The organism is Streptomyces cinereoruber, assembly GCF_009299385.1.
Taxonomy (GTDB): Bacteria; Actinomycetota; Actinomycetes; order Streptomycetales; family Streptomycetaceae; genus Streptomyces; species Streptomyces bikiniensis.
In genome coordinates this window covers 7,444,191-7,466,307 of sequence record NZ_CP023693.1, presented here as the reverse complement: position 1 = coordinate 7,466,307, position 22,117 = coordinate 7,444,191, and the positions used below count along the sequence as shown (strand labels likewise).

Sequence of the window (22,117 nt, the reverse complement as noted above, 5' to 3'; positions counted from 1 at the left end):
TACATAATCCTTCCGGCGCTGTACGGCCGTCTTGCTCGGGTGAGCCTGCCTCCCTGGCTGAGCTCGCTTTGCGTGCGGCGCTGTCCCCGGGTGCGGGTCGGTGACAGCCGCAGCGGCTCCGAGTCTCGGGTGGCATCAGTGGCGGGAACATAGTGGCTGTCCAACTTTGTCCTCTGACACCTGATCTTGACTGATTGACAGGCGATCTTGAACGAACGGGGAGCGTCGGTTCCTGGAGTCCGACGGCAGGGCCGGCCGCAGAGGGGCCCGGTTCGCGCAGAATGGATCAGTGGTGCCGTTCGAACGCCAGATCTCGTGGCCGCATGTGCTCGCGTGGGCCCGCTGCCCGCAGAACCACGTCCAGCACACGCGCCGGGTCGGCCGCGTAGGCGTGCGAGAACCACGCCATGTTGGCCTCTACCACGGCCCAGCGGTGGCCCGGGCGGTACGGGTCGAGCAGCTGCCCGACATCCACGACGACGGCGCTCGGCAGCGTGTGCCCGGCCTCGGCAGCCAGCCGGTCGGCGAACTCTGTGATCTGCGCGGCCGTGGCCCGGTCCGCGCGGTCCGTACCGAGTGGACGGGGGTCGAGCCGGCCGAACACCGCGTACCGGCTCGCCGCGGCGATCCTGCCGTCCAGCAGGAACAGTCGATACTCGGCCGCGAAGGTCACCACGTCGGACAGCAGCACCGGTGTCTCCGGGTCCAGTGCGGAGGGCAGCCGGGAGCCGTCGGTATAGACGTCGGCTGGGAAGGACTTGTCGCGGGGAGGTTTGACGAACGTCGGCCGGTCGATCGCCCAGGCGTCCGCGACGGTCCCCGCCCGTACTTGGCGGCCGGTGAACTCCTCCGACAGTTCGGTGAGCCAGCCGTCCGCCGGTTCCAGCAACGCGAACCCGAGGCGGCCTGCCAGCCTCGCGCCCGCGAACGGACCGCCGTACCAGTACGCAGGGCCTGCCAGGCCGGACTCCTCCGCCGCCCTGACCGACATCCCTCGGCCTGCCGCCTCGACGGCCAACAGTTCCATCGTCGACGTCCGCCGCCCAGGCATGACCAGCACCGCGAATCCCTCCCGTGCTCCGCAAAACCACCACGCTAGCCCGGCCATGCCCATCACCGCAGCCGAGAATCCCCGTCGCAGGCCACAAGGCGGACCGGGGAACGGCGAGCCCCGGCTCAAGATCAAGCGACAGGAACCCGGGCGCTGGTCAAGATCACTTGGCAAACGGTCGAGATCGCGTGTCAGAGGACAACCCGGAGCGCGGCGAGGGGGTCGGCGCCGGGGGCCTCGCGCAGGGCGTAGGAGGCCTACGCGGCCGCGTCGACGGCCGGTGCCAGAGCGGGGACGAGGACCGCGACCAGAACGCGCGGGGTCTCGGTCGCGGCACGGGTGGCGTGCAGCTCGGTGCGGGCGGCATCGAGACGGGTCTGGTCCGCGTCGGCCAGGCGCAGTTCCTCGCGGACGAACCGGGCCCTACGGTGGGTGGCCAGCGCGGAAGCGAGCGCGGTCACAGCCTCCAGCGCCTAATCCCGGCGCCGGTCGACGCGCTCGGCATCCCGGGCGGCGCGTGTGGTGCGGTGCTGGATCAAACCGGCGACCACAGCACCCAACAGGGTGCCCAGGACGGCCATCACGGTGGCGAGTAAGAAGCACCGTTTCCGTAGCAGTGGACACCATGGTGATGTACCGCCCCATGACAGCGAAAGCCACCCCAAACACCACTTCCACGTCAGTACCAGACACGCCCTCCCCAGTCACACCACCAGCACAAACACCCACAACTGATATTGACCCGGAACTGATGGGTTTCCTACTGGATCGTGTAGCGGACGTGGCGGACGGCGAAGTAGCCACAGACGATGTGGGGTTGCTTCTGGCGTCGCCGTAGGAAGCGGCGGGTCTCGTGGGCGAGATCGTCGGCTGAGGTGGCTCGGGCCGCGTGGACGTGGTGCTTCAGATCGGCGTTCAGCAGCTCGTCGGGGTTCGGCTCGGGGCTGTATCCGGGCATCAGGTGCAGTTCGACGCGCTCGGCGTTCTCGGCGAGCCAGGCCCGGACGGCTTTGCTGTGGTGGACCGGATGCCGGTCGGCGATCACATGGACCTTGCGGCCGGCGTGCCGGGCGATGCGTTCGAGGAACGCGCAGAACACCTGCGAGGTGAACCTGCCGGGGAAGACGGTTGACCACAACGCACCGCGGGAGGCGAGGGCCGACATGACGTTGACCCTGAAGCGGCGGCCGTTCACCCGCACCAGCGGGGTCTGCCCCGCCGGGGCCCACGAGCGTCCCGGCGGGGCGGTGTCCGAGCGCAGGCCGCACTGATCGGCCCAGACCAGCTCTGCCTTCTCCCCGCTCGCCCGGGCCCGGATCGCCGGATACTCCTCCTGAAGCCACCGGCCGACCTCGTCGTCCTTCTGCCGGTAGGAGCGGCGGGCGGGCCGCTGCGGGGTGAACCCGTGCCGGCGCAGCCACTTGCCCACACCCCGCTCAGTCATCGACACCCCGCACACCAGACGGATGAGGGTCCGCACCGAGGCCCGGGTCCACATCACCCCGCCCTGCCCGAGGTCGGCCGGCGTGTAGTCACGCATCGCCTGCATGGGCTTGCTTCGCTTTGACGGACATCGGAGATCAGGGGCTTGGGCCCCGGAAGGATGATGTTCATCATGGAGAGCATGGGGAAGAGGAAGGCGCGTCCTCGGCGCTCGTTCACGCCGGAGTTCAAGGCCGAGATGGTCGAGCTGTGCCGACGTGGTGACCGCTCGGTCGGTCAGGTCGCCAAGGACTTCGACCTGACGGAGACCGCGGTCCGCGACTGGGTCCGCCAGGCCCAGGTCGACGCCGGTGAACGTGACGGTCTGACCAGTAGCGAACGCGAGGAACTGGTGGCCCTGCGGCGTGAGAACCGCAGGCTGCGCGAGGACGTCGACATCCTCAAGCGTGCGACGGCTTTCTTCGCGACGGAGACCCGGTGAACATGGACCCGTTCATCGAGGCGGAGAAAATCGCAGGTCACAACGTCAAACGGGCGTGTGAACTCCTCAAGGTCTCCCGGACCGCCTACTACGCCCGCCGCAACGGCCTCCCCGGCCCCCGGGCGGTGAGGGACGCGGAGCTGACCGAGCAGATCACCGCTGTTCACCAGCGTTCCCGCGGCACCTACGGTGCCCCGCGCGTCCACGTGGTCCTCCAACGCGAAGGAGCCGGCTGCGGACGCCGCCGGGTGGCACGCCTGATGCGGCAGGATTCGCTGGCCGGCACCGCAGGCGCCGCCACCGCACCACCGTTCCCGACCCGCACGCGGTGACCCGCCCTGACCTGGTGCTTCGCGACTTCCAGCCCGACCCCGCCGCCATCGACACCCGCTGGTGCGGCGACATCACCTACATCGCCACCGACGAGGGCTGGCTCTACCCGGCCACCGTCATCGACATCGCCTCCCGTCGCGTCGTCGGCTGGGCAACCGCCGACCACCTGCGAACCGAACTCGTCGCCGACGCCCTCACGACCGCCTGCCGCACCCGCCGCCCGACCGGCCCGGTGATCTTCCATTCCGACCGCGGCTGCCAGTACACAAGTCGCGAACTTGCCACCTTGGCAACGGATTTCGGCATCAGGCTGTCGGTCGGACGCACTGGTCAGTGCTGGGACAACGCCCTCGCCGAATCGTTCTTCTCCACTCTCAAGAACGAGCTCGGCGACAGTCAGCCCTGGCCCAGTCGGGCCGCTGCGCACACCGCGATATTCGAGTGGATCGAGAGCTGGTACAACTTGCACCGCCTCCACAGCAGCCTCGGCTACCGCAGCCCCGCCGAATACGAGACTGCCTTGGCAGCCTGACCAACACACCAAAGGTGTCCGTCAAAGCGGAACAAGCTCAATCGAGGCCCGCATCACTCGGTGGTGCGGGCCTCGGCTGCCTGCCTGGCGGGTCAGACGCGTTCCGGTGTGCCGAGGCAACGGTGGAGTCGTGCCACCGCAGCGGCGAGCGCGACCAGGGCGGGCGGAGCGTCGGGGTCGAGGGTCTCGGGGCGGGGAGCATCTGTGATGAGCCGGGCCTTCGCCGGTGGTCCGCCTGCGCACCACGTGCACACGGCCTCGGCGAGGTCTTCGACGGCCCGGATCGCCGCCTGTCCGGGGGCCTGTGCGGACATCTGGTCGATGCCGCGGTACAGGCTCGGCAGGTGTCTCCAGGCCGTGACGGCCCGCCGGGCTGATCGACGCCATCCGGTACGGGGTCAACCGGTTGCGGGTGTCCGGCGGTGCCGCGCAGGCCATCACCGGCCACCGCGACCACCACGCGACCGGCTGCCCGGGGAACCTGTACTCCCGGGTCATCAGCGGCGAGGTCAACCCCGGGGGCGGCCCGCTGCCCCATCCGGGCGTCACCTTCCGGCAGTCCCCGGTCACCGTGCACGCGAGCGTGGCGACCTGGCAGTACCGCATGAACAGCGCGCACGGTTACGGCCTCGCCGTGGACGGACAGTACGGTCCGGGCTCCGACGCGGCCTGTCGCAGCTTCCAGTCGAGGAGGGGCCTGGCGGTGGACGGCCTCGTCGGCCCCGCCACGTGGAGAGCGACGTTCGCGTAGGGCCGCGTACGCCGGGGGGTGACGGTGTCCCGCACGGTGGTTCCGTGCGAGACACCGTCGCGTCGTCTCCGAGGGGACGCGACGGCACGGGCGGTGGTCGACCGGGCGGTCCCGCGTTCGTACGGAACGCATACGATCAGCGGGTTCCGTCCTCCGCGAGGAGCACCCGCCCGGTGAGCACCGGCGCGCGCCGTCCACGGAGCCGTGCGCGACATGACCCGCCCCCGACGCACCGATCCGGCCACGGCGCATACCGGTTGAAACATGAACCGTGGGTGGGGAACCGGACGCCCCTCCGGTCGGCCGCCCTGGGCGGCCGTCAGGTCGGCGCATCTGCGGGCCCTCCCGCATCACGTCGCTCGTTCTGCACGGACGCAGCGGATGCGAGGGGCGGGGGCGCGCCGGCCGGCGACCCGCGGAGGGCGACGTCACGGCCGCGCGTCGTGCGTGGACTCCGGAGCGTCACCACGGCTCGCCACCGGGACGGGGGGCTCGATTCCTTCGAGTCCGCAATCGGCTGCAGAAACTTCCGACGTTCCGTCAACGAGAATCCGGCCATCGCCACGGACCCGTGGGACCCCACGTGCGGCATCGGACTCCCGGACGACCGCAGGTGGCCGAAAGGACGCCTTGCCACCAGGGGCGGGTGCCCCAAGGATTCGGGGTGCAAGTTGGCAGGTACATGGCGAACACCCGTCGCCGTGCACCGCCCGCCCCCACACGGCCGCCCACCCAGCGGCCCCCCTTCCCCCACCGGAGGAAACAGTGTCCCGTTCGTTGCGCCGCGAAAAGCTCGCCCACGCCACGCGCATGCTCGCCGTGGCCGGCGCCCTCGTGGCCGCCTCTGCCCTGGCGGCCCCGTCCTCGTCCGCACAGCAGCTCGACGCCCCGCGCGCCTCCGCCGCGGCCCTGGAAGCCACCAGCGACGCGGTCCTGCGCGCCGACGTGGCAGGCTCCGCCTGGTACACCGACCAGAAGACCGGCAAGATCGTCGTCAGCGTCGACAGCACCGTCTCCGAGGGCGAGATCGCGGCCCTGGCCAAGGCCGCCGGAGCCAACGCCAAGAACCTCAAGATCGAACGGACCAACGGCAGGATCACCAAGCTGATCGCCGGCGGACAGGCCATCTACGGCGGCGGCGGCCGCTGCTCCCTCGGCTTCAACGTCCGCAGCGGCTCCACGTACTACGCGCTGACCGCCGGACACTGCACCAACAACGGCAGCACCTGGTACACGAACTCCTCCCAGACCACCGTGCTCGGGTCCCGGGCGGGCACCAGCTTCCCGAACAACGACTACGGGATCATCCGGCACTCCAACGCCTCCGCGGCCGACGGGCGCGTCTACCTCTACAACGGCAGCTACCGCGACATCACCGGCGCCGGCAACGCCTACGTCGGCCAGTCCGTCCAGCGCAGCGGCAGCACCACCGGCCTGCGCAGCGGCACGGTCACCGGCCTGAACGCCACCGTCAACTACGGCGGCGGCGACATCGTCTACGGACTCATCCAGACCAACGTCTGCGCCGAGCCCGGCGACAGCGGCGGCGCCCTGTTCTCCGGCACCACCGCCCTCGGCCTCACCTCGGGCGGCAGCGGCAACTGCTCCTCCGGCGGCACCACGTTCTTCCAGCCCGTCACAGAGGCACTGAGCGCCTACGGGGTCAGCGTCTTCTGACCGTAGCGGGGCAGGCCCCCGCCCGGGCCGCTCTTCGGCCGTCGACGTCCCGCGCGGTGCGCCACCGCGCGGGACGTCGCCGTGAGCGCTCCGTCGCACCGTCGCCCCGGACTGGGCAGATTCCGTAATAGACGGTACATTCGATCCTTGAAACTCGCTGATCTGAAACGTGGCAAGCCGGAGGACGCGGCCTCGGCGGCTGCCTTCCACCTCGGCGGTCCCACGCCGCAGAAGGGAACGCCATGAGCCCCACGCTGGCCGACGAGATCCGCAGTCGGCTCGGAGAGCTGAGTCCCGCGGAGCGCAAGGTCGCGCGGGTGCTGCTGGCGGGGTATCCGTCCGCGGTCTTCGAGACGGTCGCCACGATCGCCGAGCGGGCGGGCGTCTCGGCACCCACGGTGCTGCGGTGCGCCTCCCGGCTCGGCTACCGGGGCTTTCCCGACCTCCAGGCCGCCCTCCGGTCCGAGCTCGACGCCCGCAACGCCTCGCCGATCACGCTCTACACGGTCGCCGGTACGCCGAAGCACGAGGGGGCGGAGGCTCCGCAGGACGCCGCCGCCACCCAGCTCGGCAAGCGCTCCTCGCTCGTGCGGCAGGCCGTCGCCCAGACCTTCGACGAGGTCGCCGCCCACGAGTTCGAGGACGCCGTCGGCCTTCTCGCCGACCCCCGCCGTCGCGTGCACGTGGCGGGCGGGCGCTTCACGCACCTGATGGCCGAGTACCTGGGCCTGCACCTGATGCAGTTCCGCGACCGGGTGAGCTTCCTGCCGCACAAGGACGTGGAGCGGACCTCCTTCCTCACGCAGCTCGCCCGACGCGACGTCACCGTCCTGTTCGACTACCGGCGTTACGAGGCCGACAAGACGCTGATCGCCGAACTGGCCCGGGAGCGGGGCGGCAAGGTCGTCGTGTTCACCGACCCGTGGCTCTCGCCCGCCGCCGCCCACGCGGACGTCGTGTTCATCACGCAGGTCTCCTCGGACTCCCCGTACGACAGTCTGGTCCCGGCCCTGGCGGTCGTCGAGGCCCTCGTCGCCGCCGTCCTCGACCGGATCGGCGGCAGCGGCCACGAGCGCATGAAGGAAGCGGAGAGGGTCGCCCGGCGCACCGGCCTGCTGTGAGCGGCCCGCGCGCCGCGGTCCGCTCGACGACGCGAAAGGAGCCGGCCGGTCAGCGCGGCGCGATGTCGACGCGCAGGGAGAGGAGCGTACGGGCGTCCGTGCCGTCGCCGGTGAAGGCGGCGAAGCCGCGCGCCTTGGTGAACGTCACCGTGAACCGCGGCCCGCTCTCGAACGTGGTCGCGGTCGCGCTGCTCTGCGCGCGCGTCGAGGCGAGCGCCCGCGCGGTGGTCCGGAAGCCGTACGGGACGCCGTCCGGGTTGGCCGCGGAGAAGAAGACGTCGGCGTTGACCGGGACGGGCGCCGTGCCGACGGGCTTCAGGGGCTGCTTGGACGGGTGGACGCGCGGCGTCCAGGTGCGCGCGTCGTACTGGTCCCCGTCCGTGAGGTAGCTGTAACGGGCCCGGTGCAGGGACCAGCCTTCCCGGGATTCGTGCGCGCGGGCGTCGCGCAGGTCCAGGACGGCGACGCCGTTCGGCCCCAGGACGCTGAGGTGCTCACGGGAGCTGCCCGGCCGGTCGACGACGAGGGCGGTGTTCTCCTCCAGGCCGTAGACGCGGTCGTGGCCCGTGTCCGAGGCGAGGCGCAGCGCACGGCCCTCGCGCCCGTAGGCGCCGGTGTGCGTGTCGACGAGCCCCGAGCGGAGGAATCCGAAGCCGCCCTCGGGAAGGTGGCCGAGGCGCGTCGCGTCGTCGAAGTAGCCGGGTGCGCTGCCGTCCCTCAGCCCCTCGTACGACTCTCCGCCGGTGACCATGTCGGGGCCGGAGGCGATCTGGGCGCCCGCGGAGGACCCGGCGACGACGGCGCCCCGGGCGAGCTTGGCGCGGATGGCGGCCAGCACCTTGGAGTCCCGGTGCGCGTCGCCGCGCAGCAGGGTGGTGACGTACCGGTACTGGTCGCCGCCGCCGAAGAAGAAACCGGTCATGGAGTTGACCTGTGCGACGACGGCGTCCGAGTCGGCGTTGACGACGTGGTCGATGTCGAGCGGGAGCCACTGGGCGTCGGCGGCGCCGTGCCGCTTGAACACGTCGGCGTAGTACGCGCCGTTGCAGGCGGAGTTGCTGCACCGCTCGGGGTCGCCGGCGTGGGGGTCCTGGCTCTCGGGAACGGAGGCGGCCGTGATGATCCCGATGCGGGCGCCGGGGCCGCCGGCCCGCTTGATGATCTCGCCGTAGACCTGGGTGTTGCTCTCCTCGAGGGCTCCGCCGATCAGGACGAGGGCCCCCGCCTGGGTCCGGTCCTTCGGGGCGTCGGCGAGGGCGGACGAGGAGACCGAGAGGAGGGAGACGGCGAGGGCGCCGGCGAGGACGGTGCGGCGTGCGGGTGCGGAAGGGACGCGCATGGTGCCTCCGTTGAGGGTCGGATGAGTGGCGGGACTGTGCGAGGGGCGGGGGCGCGTGGCCGGGGCCCGTGGCGGGCGCCTCCGGCGGCGTCGGCGCCGTACCCGTGGCGGAGGGGAGGGGAGCTTCCCTCCGCCACGCGTAGGGGTCGGCGCCGCCGGAGGCGTCGGCGTCGTTCAGGTGGTGCCGGCCCTGCCCAGGGAGGCGATCAGGTCGGCGAGGAGGGCGACGCGCTGCGGGACGGAGGTGACGTCGAGCCATTCCTGGGGCGTGTGGTCGGCGCCGCCGACCGGGCCCAGGCCGTCGAGGACGGGGATGCCCGCGCCGGCGATGAGGTTGGCGTCCCCCACGCCGCCGGTGGCGGCGGCGCCCAGCTCGATGCCGGCCGTCCGGGCGGCGGCGCGCGCGTGGTCGAACATCCGCCGGGAGGCGGGGGTGTCCTCCATCGGCGGGCACAGGTCGAGTTGCTCGACCTGGACCGTGACGCCGGGGACGCCGGGCCGGTCGGCGGCTTCCCGGATGGCCCGGGTGACGCGCTGGATGTCGGCCGTCGTGGCGGCGCGCACCTCGATGCGCAGTTCCGCCCGGGGGCAGACGATGTTGGCGCGGGTTCCGGCCCGGACGACGCCGACGTTGACCGTCACGTCGTCCCAGTGGCCGTTGAGGTCCTGGAGGGCGACGGTGAGGTGGGCGGCGGCGAGGGCGGCGTTGGCACCGCGCTCGGGTTCGATGCCGGCGTGTGCCGCCCGTCCGGTGACGGTGAGGCGGAAGTCGGCGACGCCCTTGCGGGCGATGACGAGGTCGCCGTTCTCCCGGGCGCATTCGAGACCGAGTCCGAAGTGCGCCCCGGCGGCCGTCGCCTCGATCAGCGGCCGGCTGGCGGGCGAGCCGATCTCCTCGTCGGGGGTGGCGAGCAGGACCAACTCGTCGTACGCGTCGACGCCGAGGTCGCCGAGGATCTCCAGGGCCGTGAGTCCGGCGAGCAGACCGCCCTTGTCGTCGCTGACACCGGGGCCGTACGCCGTGGAGCCGTCGGTCCGGAAGGGGCGGGCGGCGGCGGTGCCGTTCTCGAAGACGGTGTCCATGTGGCCGGCGAGGAGGATCCTGCGGCCGCCCTCGGCCTCGGGCAGCGTGCCGCGTCGGCGGCCGACGAGGGCGTCGCCGGTCCGGTGTCCGTCGGGCGTCGACGGGAGGCGGACCCGTTCCACGGTGAAGCCGATCCGTTCGAGCCTGCGCTCGATCCAGTCGGCGACTTCGTTGACGCCCCCGGCGCTGTAGGAGCCGGAGTCGACGGAGACGAGCTCCTCCAGGTCGCGCAGGTAGTCGGCGCGGCGGGCGCGGGCCAGGTCCAGGAGGTCGTCGAGCCCCTCCTGGCGGCGGGCGGGGGCGCTCACAGGACCTTGGACAGGAAGGCGCGGGTGCGCTCCTGCTCCGGGTCGACGAGCACCCGGCGGGGGTCGCCCGCCTCCACGACGACGCCCTCGTCCATGAAGACGGCGGTGTCGCCGACCTCTCGGGCGAAGCCGATCTCGTGGGTGACGACGACCATGGTCATGCCGTCCGCGGCGAGCTGCCGCATGACGTCGAGGACGTCACCGACGAGTTCGGGGTCCAGGGCGGAGGTCGGCTCGTCGAAGAGCATCAGCTTGGGCTTCATGGCGAGCGCGCGGGCGATCGCGACGCGCTGCTGCTGTCCACCGGACAGCTCGGCAGGATAGTGGTGCCCGCGGTCGCCGAGACCGACCTGGTCGAGGAGGGCGTGGGCGTGCTCCCGGGCGTCGGCGCGGGAGACGCCCGCGACCTTGACGGGGGCCTCCACGACGTTCTCGACGGCGGTCATGTGCGGGAAGAGGTTGAAGCGCTGGAAGACCATGCCGATGTCGCGGCGGCGGTCGGCGACCTCGCGTTCGCGCAGCTCGTACAGCTTGTCTCCCTGCTGGCGGTAGCCGACGAGCTCGCCGTCGACGGTGAGCCTGCCGCCGTCCACCCGCTCCAGATGGTTGATGCAGCGCAGGAAGGTGGACTTCCCGGATCCGGAGGGACCGAGGAGGCAGCAGACCTGGCCGCGTTCCACGGTGAGGTCGATGCCCTTGAGGACCTCCAGGTTCCCGAAGTGCTTGCGTACGCCCTCGGCGCGCACCATGGGGGTGCTCATCGGTTCTGCTCCTTGCTGTTCTTGCCGAGCCGTTCCACCGTTCCGCCGAGGAGGCGACGGAAGGGCGAGACGTGTCCCGCGCGGGTGGTCCCGCGGCCGTAACGCCGCTCCAGCCAGGCCTGGGGCACGCTGAGGAGGGTGACGAGGGCCAGGTACCAGATGCTGGCAACGACCAGCATGGGGATGACCTGGTAGTTCTGGGCGTACACGTCCTGGATGTTCGACATCAGGTCGTGGGCGGAGATGACCGAGACGAGCGCGGTCATCTTGAGCATGTTGATGGTCTCGTTGCCCATCGGCGGGATGATCACGCGCATGGCCTGCGGCAGGACGATCCGGCGCATGGTGAGCGCGGGCCGCATGCCCAGTGAGTGGGCGGCCTCCGCCTGGCCGGGGTCGACGGACTGGATGCCGGCGCGGACGATCTCCGAGGCGTAGGCCGCCTCGTTCAGGCCGAGGGCCAGGAGGGCGGCGATCGCCGGTGTCAGCAGCGCGTTGGTCTCGGCCTGGAAGAACGTGATGTCGGTGAAGGGAACGCCGATCTTGACGTACTTGTAGAGCGCGGCGGCGTAGCCCCAGAAGATGATCTGGACGAGCAGCGGGGTGCCGCGGAAGACCCAGACGAACGCGTTGGCGAGTCCGTACAGCACGGGGCTGGACGAGAGCCGCATGACGGCGATCAGCGTGCCGAGGGCCAGACCGAGGAGCATGGCGGCGGCGGTGAGCCAGAGGGTCGTCGCCAGGCCGTCGAAGATGAGGCCGGCGAAGAGGTAGTCGCCGACGACGTCCCAGTGCAGGTTGTCGTTCTTGGCGAGGGAGCCGACCAGTCCGGCGAGGGCGAGGACCGAGGCGACGGCCGCGATCCAGCGCGCGTAGTTGCGGACGGGGACGATCTCGAGTTCCCCGGTGGGGGGCCGGTCCGTGGCGGTGGTGCTCTGCGGGACCTTGGTCGTGCCGGCCATCTTTAGTCCACCGCCGCGTTCTTGGTGGCTTCCTTCACCGCGATGGACGGGACGCCGTACTTGTTGTAGATCTTGGTCAGGGTGCCGTCGTCGATGAGGGACTGCAGCGCCTTCTGGATGGCGTCCGTCAGCTCGGGCAGCTGCTTGCTGACCGCGATGCCGTTGGGCGAGGCGTTGTAGCCGCCCGGGGCCGCGGGGTCCTCGACGAGGTCGAAGGCCTTGCCGCTGTCGGCCGTCTTGGCGACCCAGCCGGCGGCCGGCTTGGTCAGCACCTGGGCGATCACCTTGCCGGAGCGCAGCGCGAGCTGGGCGTCGGAGTCCTTGGGGAAGGTCTGGATGTCGATCTTTCCCTTGCCCGCGCCGGAACAGGCGGCCTGGTGGGACTTGAGCAGGTCGAGCTGGTTGGTGGCGGCCTGGACGGCGACCTTCCGTCCGCACAGGTCGTCGAGGGTGGTCACCTTCGCCGGGTTGCCGTCACCGACGAGGATGCCGGAGCCGGACTGGGAGTAGTCGACGAAGTCGACCACCTTCTGGCGCTCCTTGTTGTCCGTGATGGCAGACATCGCCACGTCGAACTTGCCGGCCTGGATGGCGGGGACGATGCCGTCGAACTTCTGGGGGGAGAAGGCGAAGGTCACGCCGAGCTTGGCGCCCAGGGCCTGGCCGAGGTCGTAGTCCAGACCGGTCAGCTCGGTCTCGCCCTCCTTCACGTACATCTCGAAGGGCGGGTACGGCACGTCCGTCGCGACGCGCACCTCGCCGGCCTTCTTGATCTTCTCGGGGAGCAGGTCGTGCAGCTTCTGGTCCTTCACGATCTCCGTGCCGCCGATGACGACCTTGGCCGACGGGGCGGCGGGCTCGTCGCCGCCGCAGGCGGACAGGGACAGGAGCACGGTCGCCGCGACGGCGGCGGCGGCCGCGGGGCGTGCGATAAGAGCGTTCATCGCCTGGAACCTCTCGGTGGTTATCTGCCGACGGAGTCTGACCGCCCGGCACTGCTGCGAAGTTACAGATGAACCAACACAATGACTAGATGTAAACCGCATTACGTTCACGTAACGAGAGATCCGGCCGCGCCACGGGGGTGATTTGGGCGTTATGACGCACATTCTTGGCTCATTTTCGGCGGTCGGGCGCCGTTCCGGACTTACATCTTCCCCACCAAGGCCATTACTTGTATGTTCCGCTACCAATCCCGCGGCCCTCATCCGACGGCCGCGGCATCGAGTCAGCCCCTTTTCAGGAGTGCACATGACACACCATCCCTTCAGGGCCCCCGCGGCAGCCGTCGTCCTCCTCGCCACGACGGCCTCCGTACTGATGGCGCATCAGCCGGCGCAGGCGGCAGCCGAACGCACACGGCTCGGCAGCGCTTCCGACGTCAGCCGCAGCGCGTGGAACGGTCCGGCGTTCACGATGAACGGAGCCGGCGGCATCGTGACGGCCTCGATGACCCGGGCCATCGACGAGATCCGCGGCGGCACCGGGAGCCTCGACGTGGTCGTCCTGGCCGGGTCGGCGCCGACGTCGGGCAGCAGGACCCCGGAGTGCGACACGATCACGGGGCTGACCGGCGTGAACTCCTGTACGACGTGGACGCTGACGACGGCGTCCGACGGCAACAACAGCCAGATGAACACCGACGTCCGCAACGCCGAGTTCGTCTACTTCGCCGGCGGCGACCAGTGCCGCTACACCGCCTGGAAGGGCACCGCCCTGGAGGCCTCCGTCGAGGCGGTCGCCGCCAAGGGCGGCGGCTCCGGCGGGGGCAGCGCAGGCCACCACATCAACAGCCCGATCGTGTACGACGCCTGCAACGGCAGCGTCACCAGCGCGGAAGCGCTCGCCAACCCCTACGACCGGTACGTCAGCTTCACCACCGGCATGTTCACGTGGGCGAACTACGGCGCCGTCATCAACGACTCCCACTTCGTGACCCGCGATCGCATGGGCCGCACCATGTCCTTCCTGGCACGCGCCGTGAAGGACGGCCTCGCGCCGGGCGGCTCCGCCTGGGGCGTCGGCGTGGAGGAGGGCGGCGGGTCGCTGTTCCTCGACCGCAACGGCATGGCGACGCAGTACGGCAGGGACGCCTATGTCGTCCTCGCCGACCACCAGCCGGAGCAGGCCGTCGACAGGAAGCCGCTCACCTACAGCAGCTTCAAGATCTGGCGCCTGACGCCGGGCTCCACCTTCGACTTCAAGAACCGCCCCACCTGCGGCTACTACCTGCGGAGCGTCACGAACGGCGTGACCGACGCCAACCCCTACAACGGGACGCCCCTGACCGACTGCGGCAGCCAGGGCGGCGGCGGGTCCACGGTCGCGGAGAGCGAGCCCAACGACACGCGCGACACGGCCGACGACGCCACCGCTCTCGCCTCGCCCGGCACCCTCACGGGCAGCATGAAGTCGACCAGCGACCGCGACTACTTCAAGGTCTCCGTGGCGGCCGGCCAGACCGTCTCAATGAACTGCGCCGTGCCCACCGCCTACGACGCCGACGCGTACTGGCTCGACGCGAACGGCAGCACCCTGACCCGGTCCGTGAACGACGGGGCGGGCACCGACGAGTCCCTGTCGTTCACCAGGACCGCGACCGGAACAGGCGCCTACTACCTCGACGTGGAAGCCTACAGCGGCTCCGGCACGGCCACCTACGCCTGCACCCTCACCAGAAGCTAACGCCCTCCCCCGCCGTGGGGCCCCCGCACGCGCGCCCGGGCACCACGGGCAACCCCCGTCGCGCATGGCGTACCGCACGTGTCCTCCCGGCCGGGCTCAGCCCGGCCGGGAGGTCACGTCGTCGGGCCTTGACACGGGCGGGCGAGGCGCCACGGGTCGAGCAGCTCGTCGAGTTCGCCGTCGGTGAGCAGCCCGTCGCGGGCCGCCAGTTCCCGGACGGGAATCCCCGACTCGCGGCACTCCCGCGCCAGGGACGTGGACCGCTGGTAGCCGATGACCGGGTTCAGGGCGGTGGCGAGGCCGGCGCTCCGCTCCACCAGGGCGCGCAGCCGCTCCTCGTCGGTCTCGATGCCGGTGACGCAGCGCTCGGCCAGGAGTCGGCAGGCGGCGGCGAGCCGGTTCGCCGAGTTGAGCAGGTGGTGGACCATCAGGGGCTCGAAGGCGTTCAGCTGGAGCTGTCCCGCCTGGGCCGCCGCGCAGACCGCGGCGTCCGCGCCGATGACGTCGAAGCAGACCTGGTTCACGGCCTCGGGCGTCACCGGATTCACCTTGCCCGGCATGATGCTGGACCCGGCCTGGAGCTCCGGCAGCCGGATCTCGCCGAGGCCCGCCCCGGGGCCCGAGGCGAGCAGCCTGAGGTCGTTGCAGATCTTGGACAGCCGTACGGCGAACTGACGGAGGGAGCCGGAGAGACGGACGAATCCGCCGATGCCCTGCGTGCTCTCCACCAGGTCGCGGGCGGGCCGGACCGGCACGGATGCGACGGTTTCGAGGTGGGTGACGGCCAGCCGGGCGAAGCCCTCGTCCGCGTTGAGCCCGGTGCCGATCGCCGTGCCCCCAGGTTCACCTCCAGGAGGGAGGCGGCGGCCAGGCCGATGAGCTCGGCGTCGTCCCGCACGGTGAGGGCGAACGCGTCGAACTCCCGGCCCAGCGTCATCGGCACCGCGTCCTGGAGCTGGGTGCGCCCGAGCTTCACCGTCTTCGCGAAGCGCCCGCCCCGGTCACCGAAGGCGTCGCGCAGTACGGTCATCGCGTCGAGCAGCCGGCCCGCGGAGGCGTACAACGCCAGTTTGGCCGCCGTGGGATACGCGTCGTTGGTGCTCTGGGAGCGGTTCACGTCGTCGTTGGGGTGGAGGTGCTCGTAGCATCCGCGCGGGTGTCCCAGGATTTCGAGTGCCCGGTTGGCGACGACCTCGTTGGCGTTCATGTTCGCCGAGGTGCCCGCACCGCCCTGGAAGACGTCCACGACGAACTGGTCGTGGAGGCGGCCCGCGCGGATCTCGCGGCACGCCGCCACGACGGCCCCGGCCCGTTCCCCGGGAAGGGTCCCCAGCTCCATGTGGGCCAGCGCGGCCGCTTCCTTCACCGCGGCCAGCGCGACGACGAGTTCGGGGTGCGACGAGAGCGGAATGCCCGTGAGGGGGAAGTTCTCCAGCGCGCGCAGGGTGTGGATGCCCCAGTACACGTCTTCCGGCACTTCTCGCACGCCGATGAGATCGCGCTCTTCGCGTCGCATGTCCGTCCCTCGCTGTCGGTACGGGCGACTCGCGCGCCGCCCACCACGAAGTATCAGGCATTACGGATTGGAGATGCAAGAGACTCAAAGAATCAATCGTTACGAGTCAGGGTGTGCCGCTCACGGCATCGAGCCGCAGCAGGACCCCGGTGCAGGCACCCCGAACGAGGCTTTCACCGGAGTGGTCCGATGTGCCGTCACAAGGCCGGCCGGAGACGTCCACGACGGAACACTCGCGCAGGTCGACGGCGAAGTGCCGTGGCGCTCGGGGCGGGGTCCGGCCACCCGGACGGGGCGGGCGCCGGGGGCGGCGGCACGGCTGTGGAGGCCAGGTTCAGGTGCGATGGCGTCCCGGGTGCCGTCCAGAGGGCCGATCAGCGCACCGTCCGGGAGGGGACGGCGGGCGACGCGGCGACGACACGGCATGGGCGCTCGAACCAGCGGCCGCAGGCGTCGCATTCGTACAGGTGAAAGGAGGCCTGGGGATCGGCCTCCTCCCCCGAGGGCCGTCACCGCCAGGATGTCTTCCTCGGTTTGCTCCACCGCCCGCCTCCCACCGCTTGTCGAGACGCGTCAGACCGCGCCGTGCGCGCGCTTTCACCGTTCCGGTCGGAAGTCCGGTGCACTCGGCGATCCGGACCTGGGACGGGCCACGTCTTGAGCGCTCCGCGCTGCGGGTCCAAGTTCCCGCGGCTCCGCCGCGCCCCGACGAACACCTGCCGGATGACGTCCTTCGCCTCCCCCACGTCCCCGACCCTGTGCGCGGCGACCGTACGGACGAGACCACCCCGACGGCGGTACACCCCTTCGAGGGAGGACTCGTCACCCGCGCGGGACCCGGTCCGGCGCAGGAGCGGCCGCGGTCGATCCGTGCGGCCGTCCGCGTCCGAGGACCCGGTCGGTGTCCCGGAGCCCCCACGCGGAGTCAGAGGTCGATGATCCGGAGCGCGAAGAAGAGCGCCACGGAGAGCGAGCCGAGGAGGATGAGGGACACCCAGAGCATGGGGTGCTCCCAGACGCCCCCGTCGGGCCGCTCGGGATGGGCGGAGGAGGTGGAACCCTCGACGGGCGGGGTCTCCTCGGGGGGCACGAGCGGTTCGGCCATGACCTCTCCTCCGATCGGTGGGGCGGATTCGCTGCCGTCTCCACCGTCGCTCGACCGGGAGAGGGGTACCAGCCGCGTCGTTCTTGCGTCGAAACGCGACGCGAGAGGCATGCGGCACGCGCCGGGCTTCCGCCGCCCGGGACGGCTCTCGCCGAAGCGTCGTCCCCGCTTCGCGCGATCGGCCCGGCCGTAGCCAGGGCCTTCGCCGTACCCGGGCCGGCCGGCGGGCCCCCCGTGGGCCGCTCACCACCTGCGCCGCTCCTCGGCAGGCGGCTCGGACGACGTCTCGGTGCGGCCGCCCAGGAGCTGGTACGGCCTGAGCCGGCGCGTCGGGTCCGCGAACGGCGCCCGGACGGGGTGCCGGTACTCCGACGTCCTGCCGGGCCGCCGGTCGGTCGCGGGACGCCGGGGCTGGGAGCCGGGGTCGGGAGGCGGAAGTTCCTCGTCCCTGATCCTCGCACCGAGGAAGAAGGCGCCGATGATCACGGCGACGACGACGAGTCCGACCGACGCCTGGGCCAGCCCCGTTTGCCAGACGGCCGCGGCGTTCGTGAAGGGCGCGGAGCCCGACGCGCATACGCTCATGTCACGTTCCTGTGGTCGGGAGGGGGGCCGCCGGATCCGTACCCGGCGTTCGCCGTTCCTCCTGTGGCCGACACCTCGAAAGTGCCGCTTCGAGGACCTTTCGAACGATATGCCCCTTCCGGATGCACCGCGTCATGGCGCAATCGCGCACGGTTTCCAGCCACCTCCCGTGGCGCGCGACACCGGACCGTGGCCCGTACGGACGAGGGGGAAACCGAAGCGCCGTTCGTGGCCGTTCGCGTACGAGGCGGGGCCGCACGTCGTCCCGCGTCGCCCGCATCCGGGGAGGCCCGCACGCGGAAGAAGGGGAAACCACACCGCGACGTTTCCGGAGATCCCCTTCCCCATGTCCGATCAGCACGATCCCGCCCCGTACGACGCCCTGCTGCTGCTCTCCTTCGGCGGTCCCGAGGGCCCGGACGACGTGGTCCCGTTCCTGGAGAACGTGACGCGCGGCCGCGGCATCCCGAAGGAACGGCTCAAGGAGGTGGGGCAGCACTACTTCCTCTTCGGCGGCGTCTCCCCGATCAACGACCAGAACCGCGCCCTCCTCGACGCGCTGCGCAAGGACTTCGCGCAGGCCGGACTCGGCCTCCCGGTCCACTGGGGCAACCGGAACTGGGCGCCGTACCTCACCGACACCCTCCGGGAGATGGTCACCGACGGACGGCGCCACATCGCCGTCCTCACCACCAGCGCGTACGCCTCGTACTCCGGCTGCCGCCAGTACCGCGAGAACCTCGCCGACGCGCTCGCGACCCTGGAGGCCGAGGGGCTCCCGCTGCCCCGCGTCGACAAGCTCCGCCACTACTTCAACCACCCCGGCTTCGTCGAGCCCATGACCGAGGGCGTCCTCGCCTCCCTCGCCGACCTCGACCCCGCCGTGCGCGACGGCGCCCACCTGGCCTTCACCACGCACTCCATCCCCGACTCCGCCGCCGACACCTCGGGACCGGCCACCGGGCACGGCGACGGCGGGGCCTACGTGCGCCAGCACCTCGACGTGGCACGGACGATCGCCGACGCCGTCCGCGAGCGGACCGGCGTCGACCGCCCCTGGAAGCTCGTCTACCAGTCCCGCAGCGGCGCCCCGCACGTCCCGTGGCTGGAGCCCGACATCTGCGACCACCTGGAGGAGCTGCACGGCGCCGGGGCGCCCGCCGCCGTCATGGTCCCGATCGGCTTCGTCTCCGACCACATGGAGGTCCTGTACGACCTCGACACCGAGGCCACGGCCAAGGCGGCCGAACTCGGCCTGCCCGTCCGGCGCTCGGCCACCGTCGGCTCCGACCCCCGCTTCGCCGCCGCCGTCCGCGACCTCGTCCTGGAGCGGGCCGCGACAGAGCGGGGGACCAGGGTGGAGCGGTGCGCCCTGGGCGCCCTCGGACCCTCCCACGACCTGTGCCCCATCGGCTGCTGCCCGGCAAGGACGGAACGACCCGCGGCGGCCGGCGCCGACAGCCCCTACGCATGATGTCCGGGAGGCCCGGTGAGAAGAGGAACGCTCCTTCCCACCGGGCCTCCGGAGGTTGCGGGCGCTTCACGGCGCCGGGTCGACGACCGCCGGTCAGGCGTCCGCCCCGAGACCGTCGGGTCGTGCGGTCTCGTCACGTTCGTAGTTCGCGAGCGCGAGGCCGAGCGCGAAGAAGGTCGGGGCCCACTCCCCCACGAAGATGCCCCAGCGGTCGGCCCGCTCCAGGTTCTCCTGCCGGTTGGACGTCAACCACGAGACCAACGACAGCCCGATCGATCCCACGGCGGCCAGATACGCGTGCTCACTGCGCACACCCGACTCGTGCAGCTTCTTGACGATCATCTTTCCTCCTGCGTCGTGAGGGCCTCCGGTTCCGAAAGCCGGTTTCCTGTCCGTTCAGGCGGGGATCCGCGACTCCGGATCCCGTGACGACCCGTACTCCTCGGTCAACCGCCACGAAGTTCCGGAACACGAGGGCGGGAGGGACGGGAAGACGTGGCCGGCCAGATCGATCCGCCACACATGCCCCTCGGAGCAGTCGCACACGAACGTGCCTGCGCCCGGAGTGCAACCACCGGGATGGAACAACTCGGTTCTGGACAATTCCCTCTCCTCACCTTCCGAAAGCTCCCGTAAGGTTCATTCAGGACATTCTTCTTCGAAGTTCGCCACGCGGATGCAGTCCGGTCGACTCTCCCTGCGACGCCTCGCCCACGCGCCCGGTGGCCCCGGTGACTCCACTCGTCCTCGCGGCCGGGCGCATCCGTACGCCCTCTCCGCCGGAAAACCAGGACAGCGGCCCGGTGTCCCGGGCACGAAGACCTGTGAGCACACCGCACCCGGGAAGAGGAGGACGTTCCGTCCTCCACCGGCTCCACGACGGGGAGCGAAGGCATGGCCGGAAACCGATACGGAATGACCACCGGGGCCGTCGCCAGGCACCTGGGGGTGTCACCGACCACCGTGCGCTCCTGGGAACAGCGGTACGGCCTGCGTCCGGCGTCGCGTGAGGAGGGGAGGCATCGGCGGTGGACGGCCGAGGACGTCTCGATGCTCGAAGAGCTGTGCCGGCTGACCGCCTCCGGGGTTTCCCCCGCCGAGGCCGCGCGCGCGATCCTGACGAAACGCGACACGGCCACCGGTGGCTCCCCTCACCCCGCCCGGCTGCCGGATCCTCCCGCCGCGAGCGAAAGCCCGGCCGTTCCAGAAGGTGCCCGTCGGCCCGGTCCGCGTCAGGGCCCGCCTCCGGACACGGTGCGCGCGGAATGCCGGGGTCTGGCGCGCGCCGCGGTGAGACTGGACGGTCCGACGATGGACGACCTGCTGGAGCGGGCCTTCCGGAAGCACGGGCTGGTCGTCGCCTGGGAGGAGGTCGTCGCGCCCGCTCTCCACGCGGTCGGCAAGAAGTGGGAATCGACGCAGGAGCGCTACGTCGAGGTCGAGCACCTGCTGTCGTGGCACGTCTCGACGGCCCTGCGCAAGATGATCGTGGCAGGACCCGCAGCCCCTTCGGGCACACCGCCCGTCGTCCTCGCGTGCACGCCCACCGAGAACCACACCCTCCCCCTGGAGGCGCTGGCCGCGGGACTCGCCCAACGGGCCCTACCGGTCCTCGTCCTGGGCAACGGGGTCCCGGCCGAGGCGCTCGACGCCGCGGTGCGACGGTGCGGCCCCGCGGTCGTGGCCCTGTGGTCCCAGGCCCGCGCCACGGCCGACCGCCCCCTGGCCGCGCAAGTGGCGGGCACCGCCTTCGGACCGCGAGGAGCCCGAACATCGCCCGTGGTCCTGCTAGCCGGTCCGGGCTGGGCGGGCGGGCCCCGGGAAGCCGGCGTACTGCGGCCCGGCGGGCTGGGAGAAGCACTCGACGCGATCTCGCGGCGGTACGAACGGTTGCGTCTCGCGGCGTCGGACCGGGCCTGAGGGCCGTCCCGCGAAACCCGGCCGGGTCGCGCCCGGGTGAGAGCCGGGACATCCGCGAGACTCCGGCACGGCGGTTGCGGCAGCCTGCCGACATGTCCCGGGAACCCGAAGGACACGCAGGTCGCCTCTGCGCTGCCCCGTTCCACCGCGCCTTGCCCGACGACGCCCGGGCTGTGGAGCCGAGTGAGGCTGCGCCTGCGGCGGCCGAGAACCCCGATGCCACGGTGGCCCACGTGCCCGGCGCTGTCTCCCCGGTACAGACGTCCCGGACGAGGACCGAATCCGCACCCGACTGTCCGCGTCTGAACCCCTGACGAGCGCGTCGTCCCCTACGAGGTCATGCGCGGGTACACGGATCGGGCGACCGGCCGGGTAGAACGCTGCCGTATCGCGTTCGAGCCGGATGGACCCGAAGCAGTGCGACGATCTTGCCGTGACCGGTGTGATCACGACGCCGGAGCCGTCCTGGACGCCCCCGCTCTCCGGGCCGAGCGCGCGTGCCTTCGGGAAGCTGGTGGCGGTGTCGCGGCGCGAGGACGCGGACCCACCCGGGACCACGCCGTCGCCGAGCGGTCGAAGAGCCACCGGTACTCCACCAACCACCATGACGTCACCGACGCCGGCACACGCCCGGTCGCCTCGGCCGGCCGCGCTGTCGGCGGCGCGGCCAGACCGAATTCCCGGACCGGAAAGAGGACCGCAACAAGTCCCACAGGCGGGACCGGGCCCGCGTCGGGCACGTCTTCGCCCGCATGAGGAACCGGAAGATGTTCCGCGACCGACTCTCCCCGTCATCGGCAAAGAGCTGCGAGTTGGCCCGGTGAGCGTTTTCAGTGCGGCCACGGATCGGGTGATGCCGGTCAGGTCGAAGTGAGGGCCGCAACACACACCTCATCGCCATGCCGTTCTCCGAACCCTTGCACGGCTGACCAGCGCGTCCTTCGCCATACGTGACGGCACGCCGTCGGCCGCACCCGCACCCGTGTATG

The 22,117-nt window shown here is 71.2% G+C and carries 22 protein-coding genes and 2 pseudogenes; 10 read left to right on the top strand and 14 right to left on the bottom strand.

Features of this window, described 5'->3' with window-relative positions:
* Window positions 1-286: 286 nt before the first annotated feature.
* The 3 genes from CP977_RS33660 to CP977_RS33650 all read right to left on the bottom strand — a co-directional run bounded on the left by CP977_RS33660 (window position 287) and on the right by CP977_RS33650 (window position 2,591).
* Complete coding sequence (locus CP977_RS33660) at window positions 287-1,027, bottom strand: ATP-grasp domain-containing protein (protein WP_062760523.1); 741 nt, start codon at window positions 1,025-1,027, stop codon at window positions 287-289.
* Between the two features lie 281 nt (window positions 1,028-1,308).
* Window positions 1,309-1,512 (bottom strand): hypothetical protein, encoded by a 204-nt coding sequence (locus tag CP977_RS33655; protein WP_079131548.1) that lies wholly within the window; start codon window positions 1,510-1,512, stop codon window positions 1,309-1,311.
* Between the two features lie 299 nt (window positions 1,513-1,811).
* Window positions 1,812-2,591: an IS630 family transposase gene (locus CP977_RS33650; RefSeq protein ID WP_167538851.1), complete on the bottom strand. Its 780-nt coding sequence runs from the start codon at window positions 2,589-2,591 to the stop codon at window positions 1,812-1,814.
* Between the two features lie 84 nt (window positions 2,592-2,675).
* On the opposite strand from CP977_RS33650, the gene CP977_RS33645 reads away from it, so the two are divergent.
* From CP977_RS33645 to CP977_RS33635, 3 genes are read left to right on the top strand one after another with little or no spacing between them, the layout of a single operon-like run.
* A complete protein-coding gene (locus tag CP977_RS33645) occupies window positions 2,676-2,975 on the top strand; it encodes a transposase (protein WP_167309025.1) in 300 nt (99 codons plus the stop codon).
* Between the two features lie 2 nt (window positions 2,976-2,977).
* On the top strand, window positions 2,978-3,307 hold the full coding sequence (locus CP977_RS33640; protein ID WP_104860312.1) for an IS3 family transposase: 330 nt from the start codon (window positions 2,978-2,980) through the stop codon (window positions 3,305-3,307).
* Window positions 3,304-3,840 carry an IS3 family transposase gene (locus CP977_RS33635; protein ID WP_208421523.1) on the top strand — a complete coding sequence of 179 codons (537 nt, stop codon included), beginning with the start codon at window positions 3,304-3,306 and terminating at the stop codon, window positions 3,838-3,840. The genes CP977_RS33640 and CP977_RS33635 overlap by 4 nt, the downstream gene beginning before the upstream one ends.
* 92 nt (window positions 3,841-3,932) lie before the next feature.
* Here CP977_RS33635 and CP977_RS33630 read toward each other — a convergent pair whose 3' ends face one another.
* Entirely contained in the window at window positions 3,933-4,154 is a 222-nt protein-coding gene (locus tag CP977_RS33630) for a hypothetical protein (RefSeq protein ID WP_152371424.1), read from the bottom strand.
* Between the two features lie 98 nt (window positions 4,155-4,252).
* Between CP977_RS33630 and CP977_RS33625 the strand changes: the two genes are divergently transcribed.
* The 3 genes from CP977_RS33625 to CP977_RS33615 all read left to right on the top strand — a co-directional run bounded on the left by CP977_RS33625 (window position 4,253) and on the right by CP977_RS33615 (window position 7,389).
* Window positions 4,253-4,591: a peptidoglycan-binding domain-containing protein gene (locus CP977_RS33625; protein ID WP_229991524.1), complete on the top strand. Its 339-nt coding sequence runs from the start codon at window positions 4,253-4,255 to the stop codon at window positions 4,589-4,591.
* A gap of 810 nt (window positions 4,592-5,401) precedes the next feature.
* Window positions 5,402-6,268 carry a S1 family peptidase gene (locus CP977_RS33620; protein ID WP_062760521.1) on the top strand — a complete coding sequence of 289 codons (867 nt, stop codon included), beginning with the start codon at window positions 5,402-5,404 and terminating at the stop codon, window positions 6,266-6,268.
* A 242-nt stretch (window positions 6,269-6,510) separates the two neighbouring features.
* Entirely contained in the window at window positions 6,511-7,389 is an 879-nt protein-coding gene (locus CP977_RS33615) for a MurR/RpiR family transcriptional regulator (RefSeq protein WP_062760355.1), read from the top strand.
* A 49-nt stretch (window positions 7,390-7,438) separates the two neighbouring features.
* Here the strand turns inward: CP977_RS33615 and CP977_RS33610 are convergent, their stop codons facing one another.
* The 5 genes from CP977_RS33610 to CP977_RS33590 all read right to left on the bottom strand — a co-directional run bounded on the left by CP977_RS33610 (window position 7,439) and on the right by CP977_RS33590 (window position 12,787).
* The gene (locus CP977_RS33610; RefSeq protein ID WP_062760354.1) at window positions 7,439-8,728 is read right to left on the bottom strand and encodes a cyanophycinase; all 1,290 of its coding nucleotides are present in this window, start codon (window positions 8,726-8,728) and stop codon (window positions 7,439-7,441) included.
* A 174-nt stretch (window positions 8,729-8,902) separates the two neighbouring features.
* Window positions 8,903-10,120: a M20 family metallopeptidase gene (locus CP977_RS33605; RefSeq protein WP_109184885.1), complete on the bottom strand. Its 1,218-nt coding sequence runs from the start codon at window positions 10,118-10,120 to the stop codon at window positions 8,903-8,905.
* The gene (locus tag CP977_RS33600) at window positions 10,117-10,881 is read right to left on the bottom strand and encodes an amino acid ABC transporter ATP-binding protein (protein ID WP_152371423.1); all 765 of its coding nucleotides are present in this window, start codon (window positions 10,879-10,881) and stop codon (window positions 10,117-10,119) included. Before CP977_RS33600 ends, CP977_RS33605 begins: the two co-directional genes overlap by 4 nt.
* Window positions 10,878-11,843, bottom strand: a complete 966-nt coding sequence (locus tag CP977_RS33595; RefSeq protein WP_152371422.1) for an amino acid ABC transporter permease — start codon at window positions 11,841-11,843, stop codon at window positions 10,878-10,880. The genes CP977_RS33600 and CP977_RS33595 overlap by 4 nt, the downstream gene beginning before the upstream one ends.
* Before the next feature lie 2 nt (window positions 11,844-11,845).
* On the bottom strand, window positions 11,846-12,787 hold the full coding sequence (locus CP977_RS33590; RefSeq protein WP_062760351.1) for an ABC transporter substrate-binding protein: 942 nt from the start codon (window positions 12,785-12,787) through the stop codon (window positions 11,846-11,848).
* Between the two features lie 307 nt (window positions 12,788-13,094).
* Here CP977_RS33590 and CP977_RS33585 point away from each other — a divergent pair, with 307 nt between their 5' ends.
* A complete protein-coding gene (locus CP977_RS33585; protein WP_229991525.1) occupies window positions 13,095-14,528 on the top strand; it encodes a pre-peptidase C-terminal domain-containing protein in 1,434 nt (477 codons plus the stop codon).
* A 113-nt stretch (window positions 14,529-14,641) separates the two neighbouring features.
* On the opposite strand, the pseudogene CP977_RS33580 reads toward CP977_RS33585, so the two are convergent.
* From CP977_RS33580 to CP977_RS33565, 4 genes and pseudogenes are all read right to left on the bottom strand, one after another.
* Window positions 14,642-16,044: pseudogene (locus CP977_RS33580) on the bottom strand (aspartate ammonia-lyase).
* Between the two features lie 509 nt (window positions 16,045-16,553).
* On the bottom strand, window positions 16,554-16,847 hold the full coding sequence (locus CP977_RS35620; protein WP_167309024.1) for a sigma factor: 294 nt from the start codon (window positions 16,845-16,847) through the stop codon (window positions 16,554-16,556).
* A gap of 122 nt (window positions 16,848-16,969) precedes the next feature.
* The gene (locus CP977_RS33570) at window positions 16,970-17,149 is read right to left on the bottom strand and encodes a DUF6480 family protein (protein WP_062760349.1); all 180 of its coding nucleotides are present in this window, start codon (window positions 17,147-17,149) and stop codon (window positions 16,970-16,972) included.
* 243 nt (window positions 17,150-17,392) lie between these two features.
* Window positions 17,393-17,734 carry a DUF6479 family protein gene (locus CP977_RS33565; RefSeq protein ID WP_152371421.1) on the bottom strand — a complete coding sequence of 114 codons (342 nt, stop codon included), beginning with the start codon at window positions 17,732-17,734 and terminating at the stop codon, window positions 17,393-17,395.
* Window positions 17,735-18,080: 346 nt separating this feature from the next.
* Between CP977_RS33565 and CP977_RS33560 the strand changes: the two genes are divergently transcribed.
* The gene (locus tag CP977_RS33560; RefSeq protein ID WP_109184878.1) at window positions 18,081-19,208 is read left to right on the top strand and encodes a ferrochelatase; all 1,128 of its coding nucleotides are present in this window, start codon (window positions 18,081-18,083) and stop codon (window positions 19,206-19,208) included.
* Window positions 19,209-19,301: 93 nt separating this feature from the next.
* Here CP977_RS33560 and CP977_RS33555 read toward each other — a convergent pair whose 3' ends face one another.
* Entirely contained in the window at window positions 19,302-19,550 is a 249-nt protein-coding gene (locus CP977_RS33555) for a hypothetical protein (protein ID WP_062760347.1), read from the bottom strand.
* Window positions 19,551-20,102: 552 nt separating this feature from the next.
* Between CP977_RS33555 and CP977_RS33550 the strand changes: the two genes are divergently transcribed.
* Both CP977_RS33550 and CP977_RS35095 read left to right on the top strand, forming a co-directional pair.
* Window positions 20,103-21,128, top strand: coding sequence for a MerR family transcriptional regulator (locus CP977_RS33550; protein ID WP_062760346.1), 1,026 nt, complete (start codon window positions 20,103-20,105; stop codon window positions 21,126-21,128).
* A gap of 543 nt (window positions 21,129-21,671) precedes the next feature.
* Window positions 21,672-21,907 (top strand): annotated as a pseudogene (locus CP977_RS35095) (IS5/IS1182 family transposase); the annotation flags it as partial.
* Window positions 21,908-22,117: the final 210 nt, after the last annotated feature.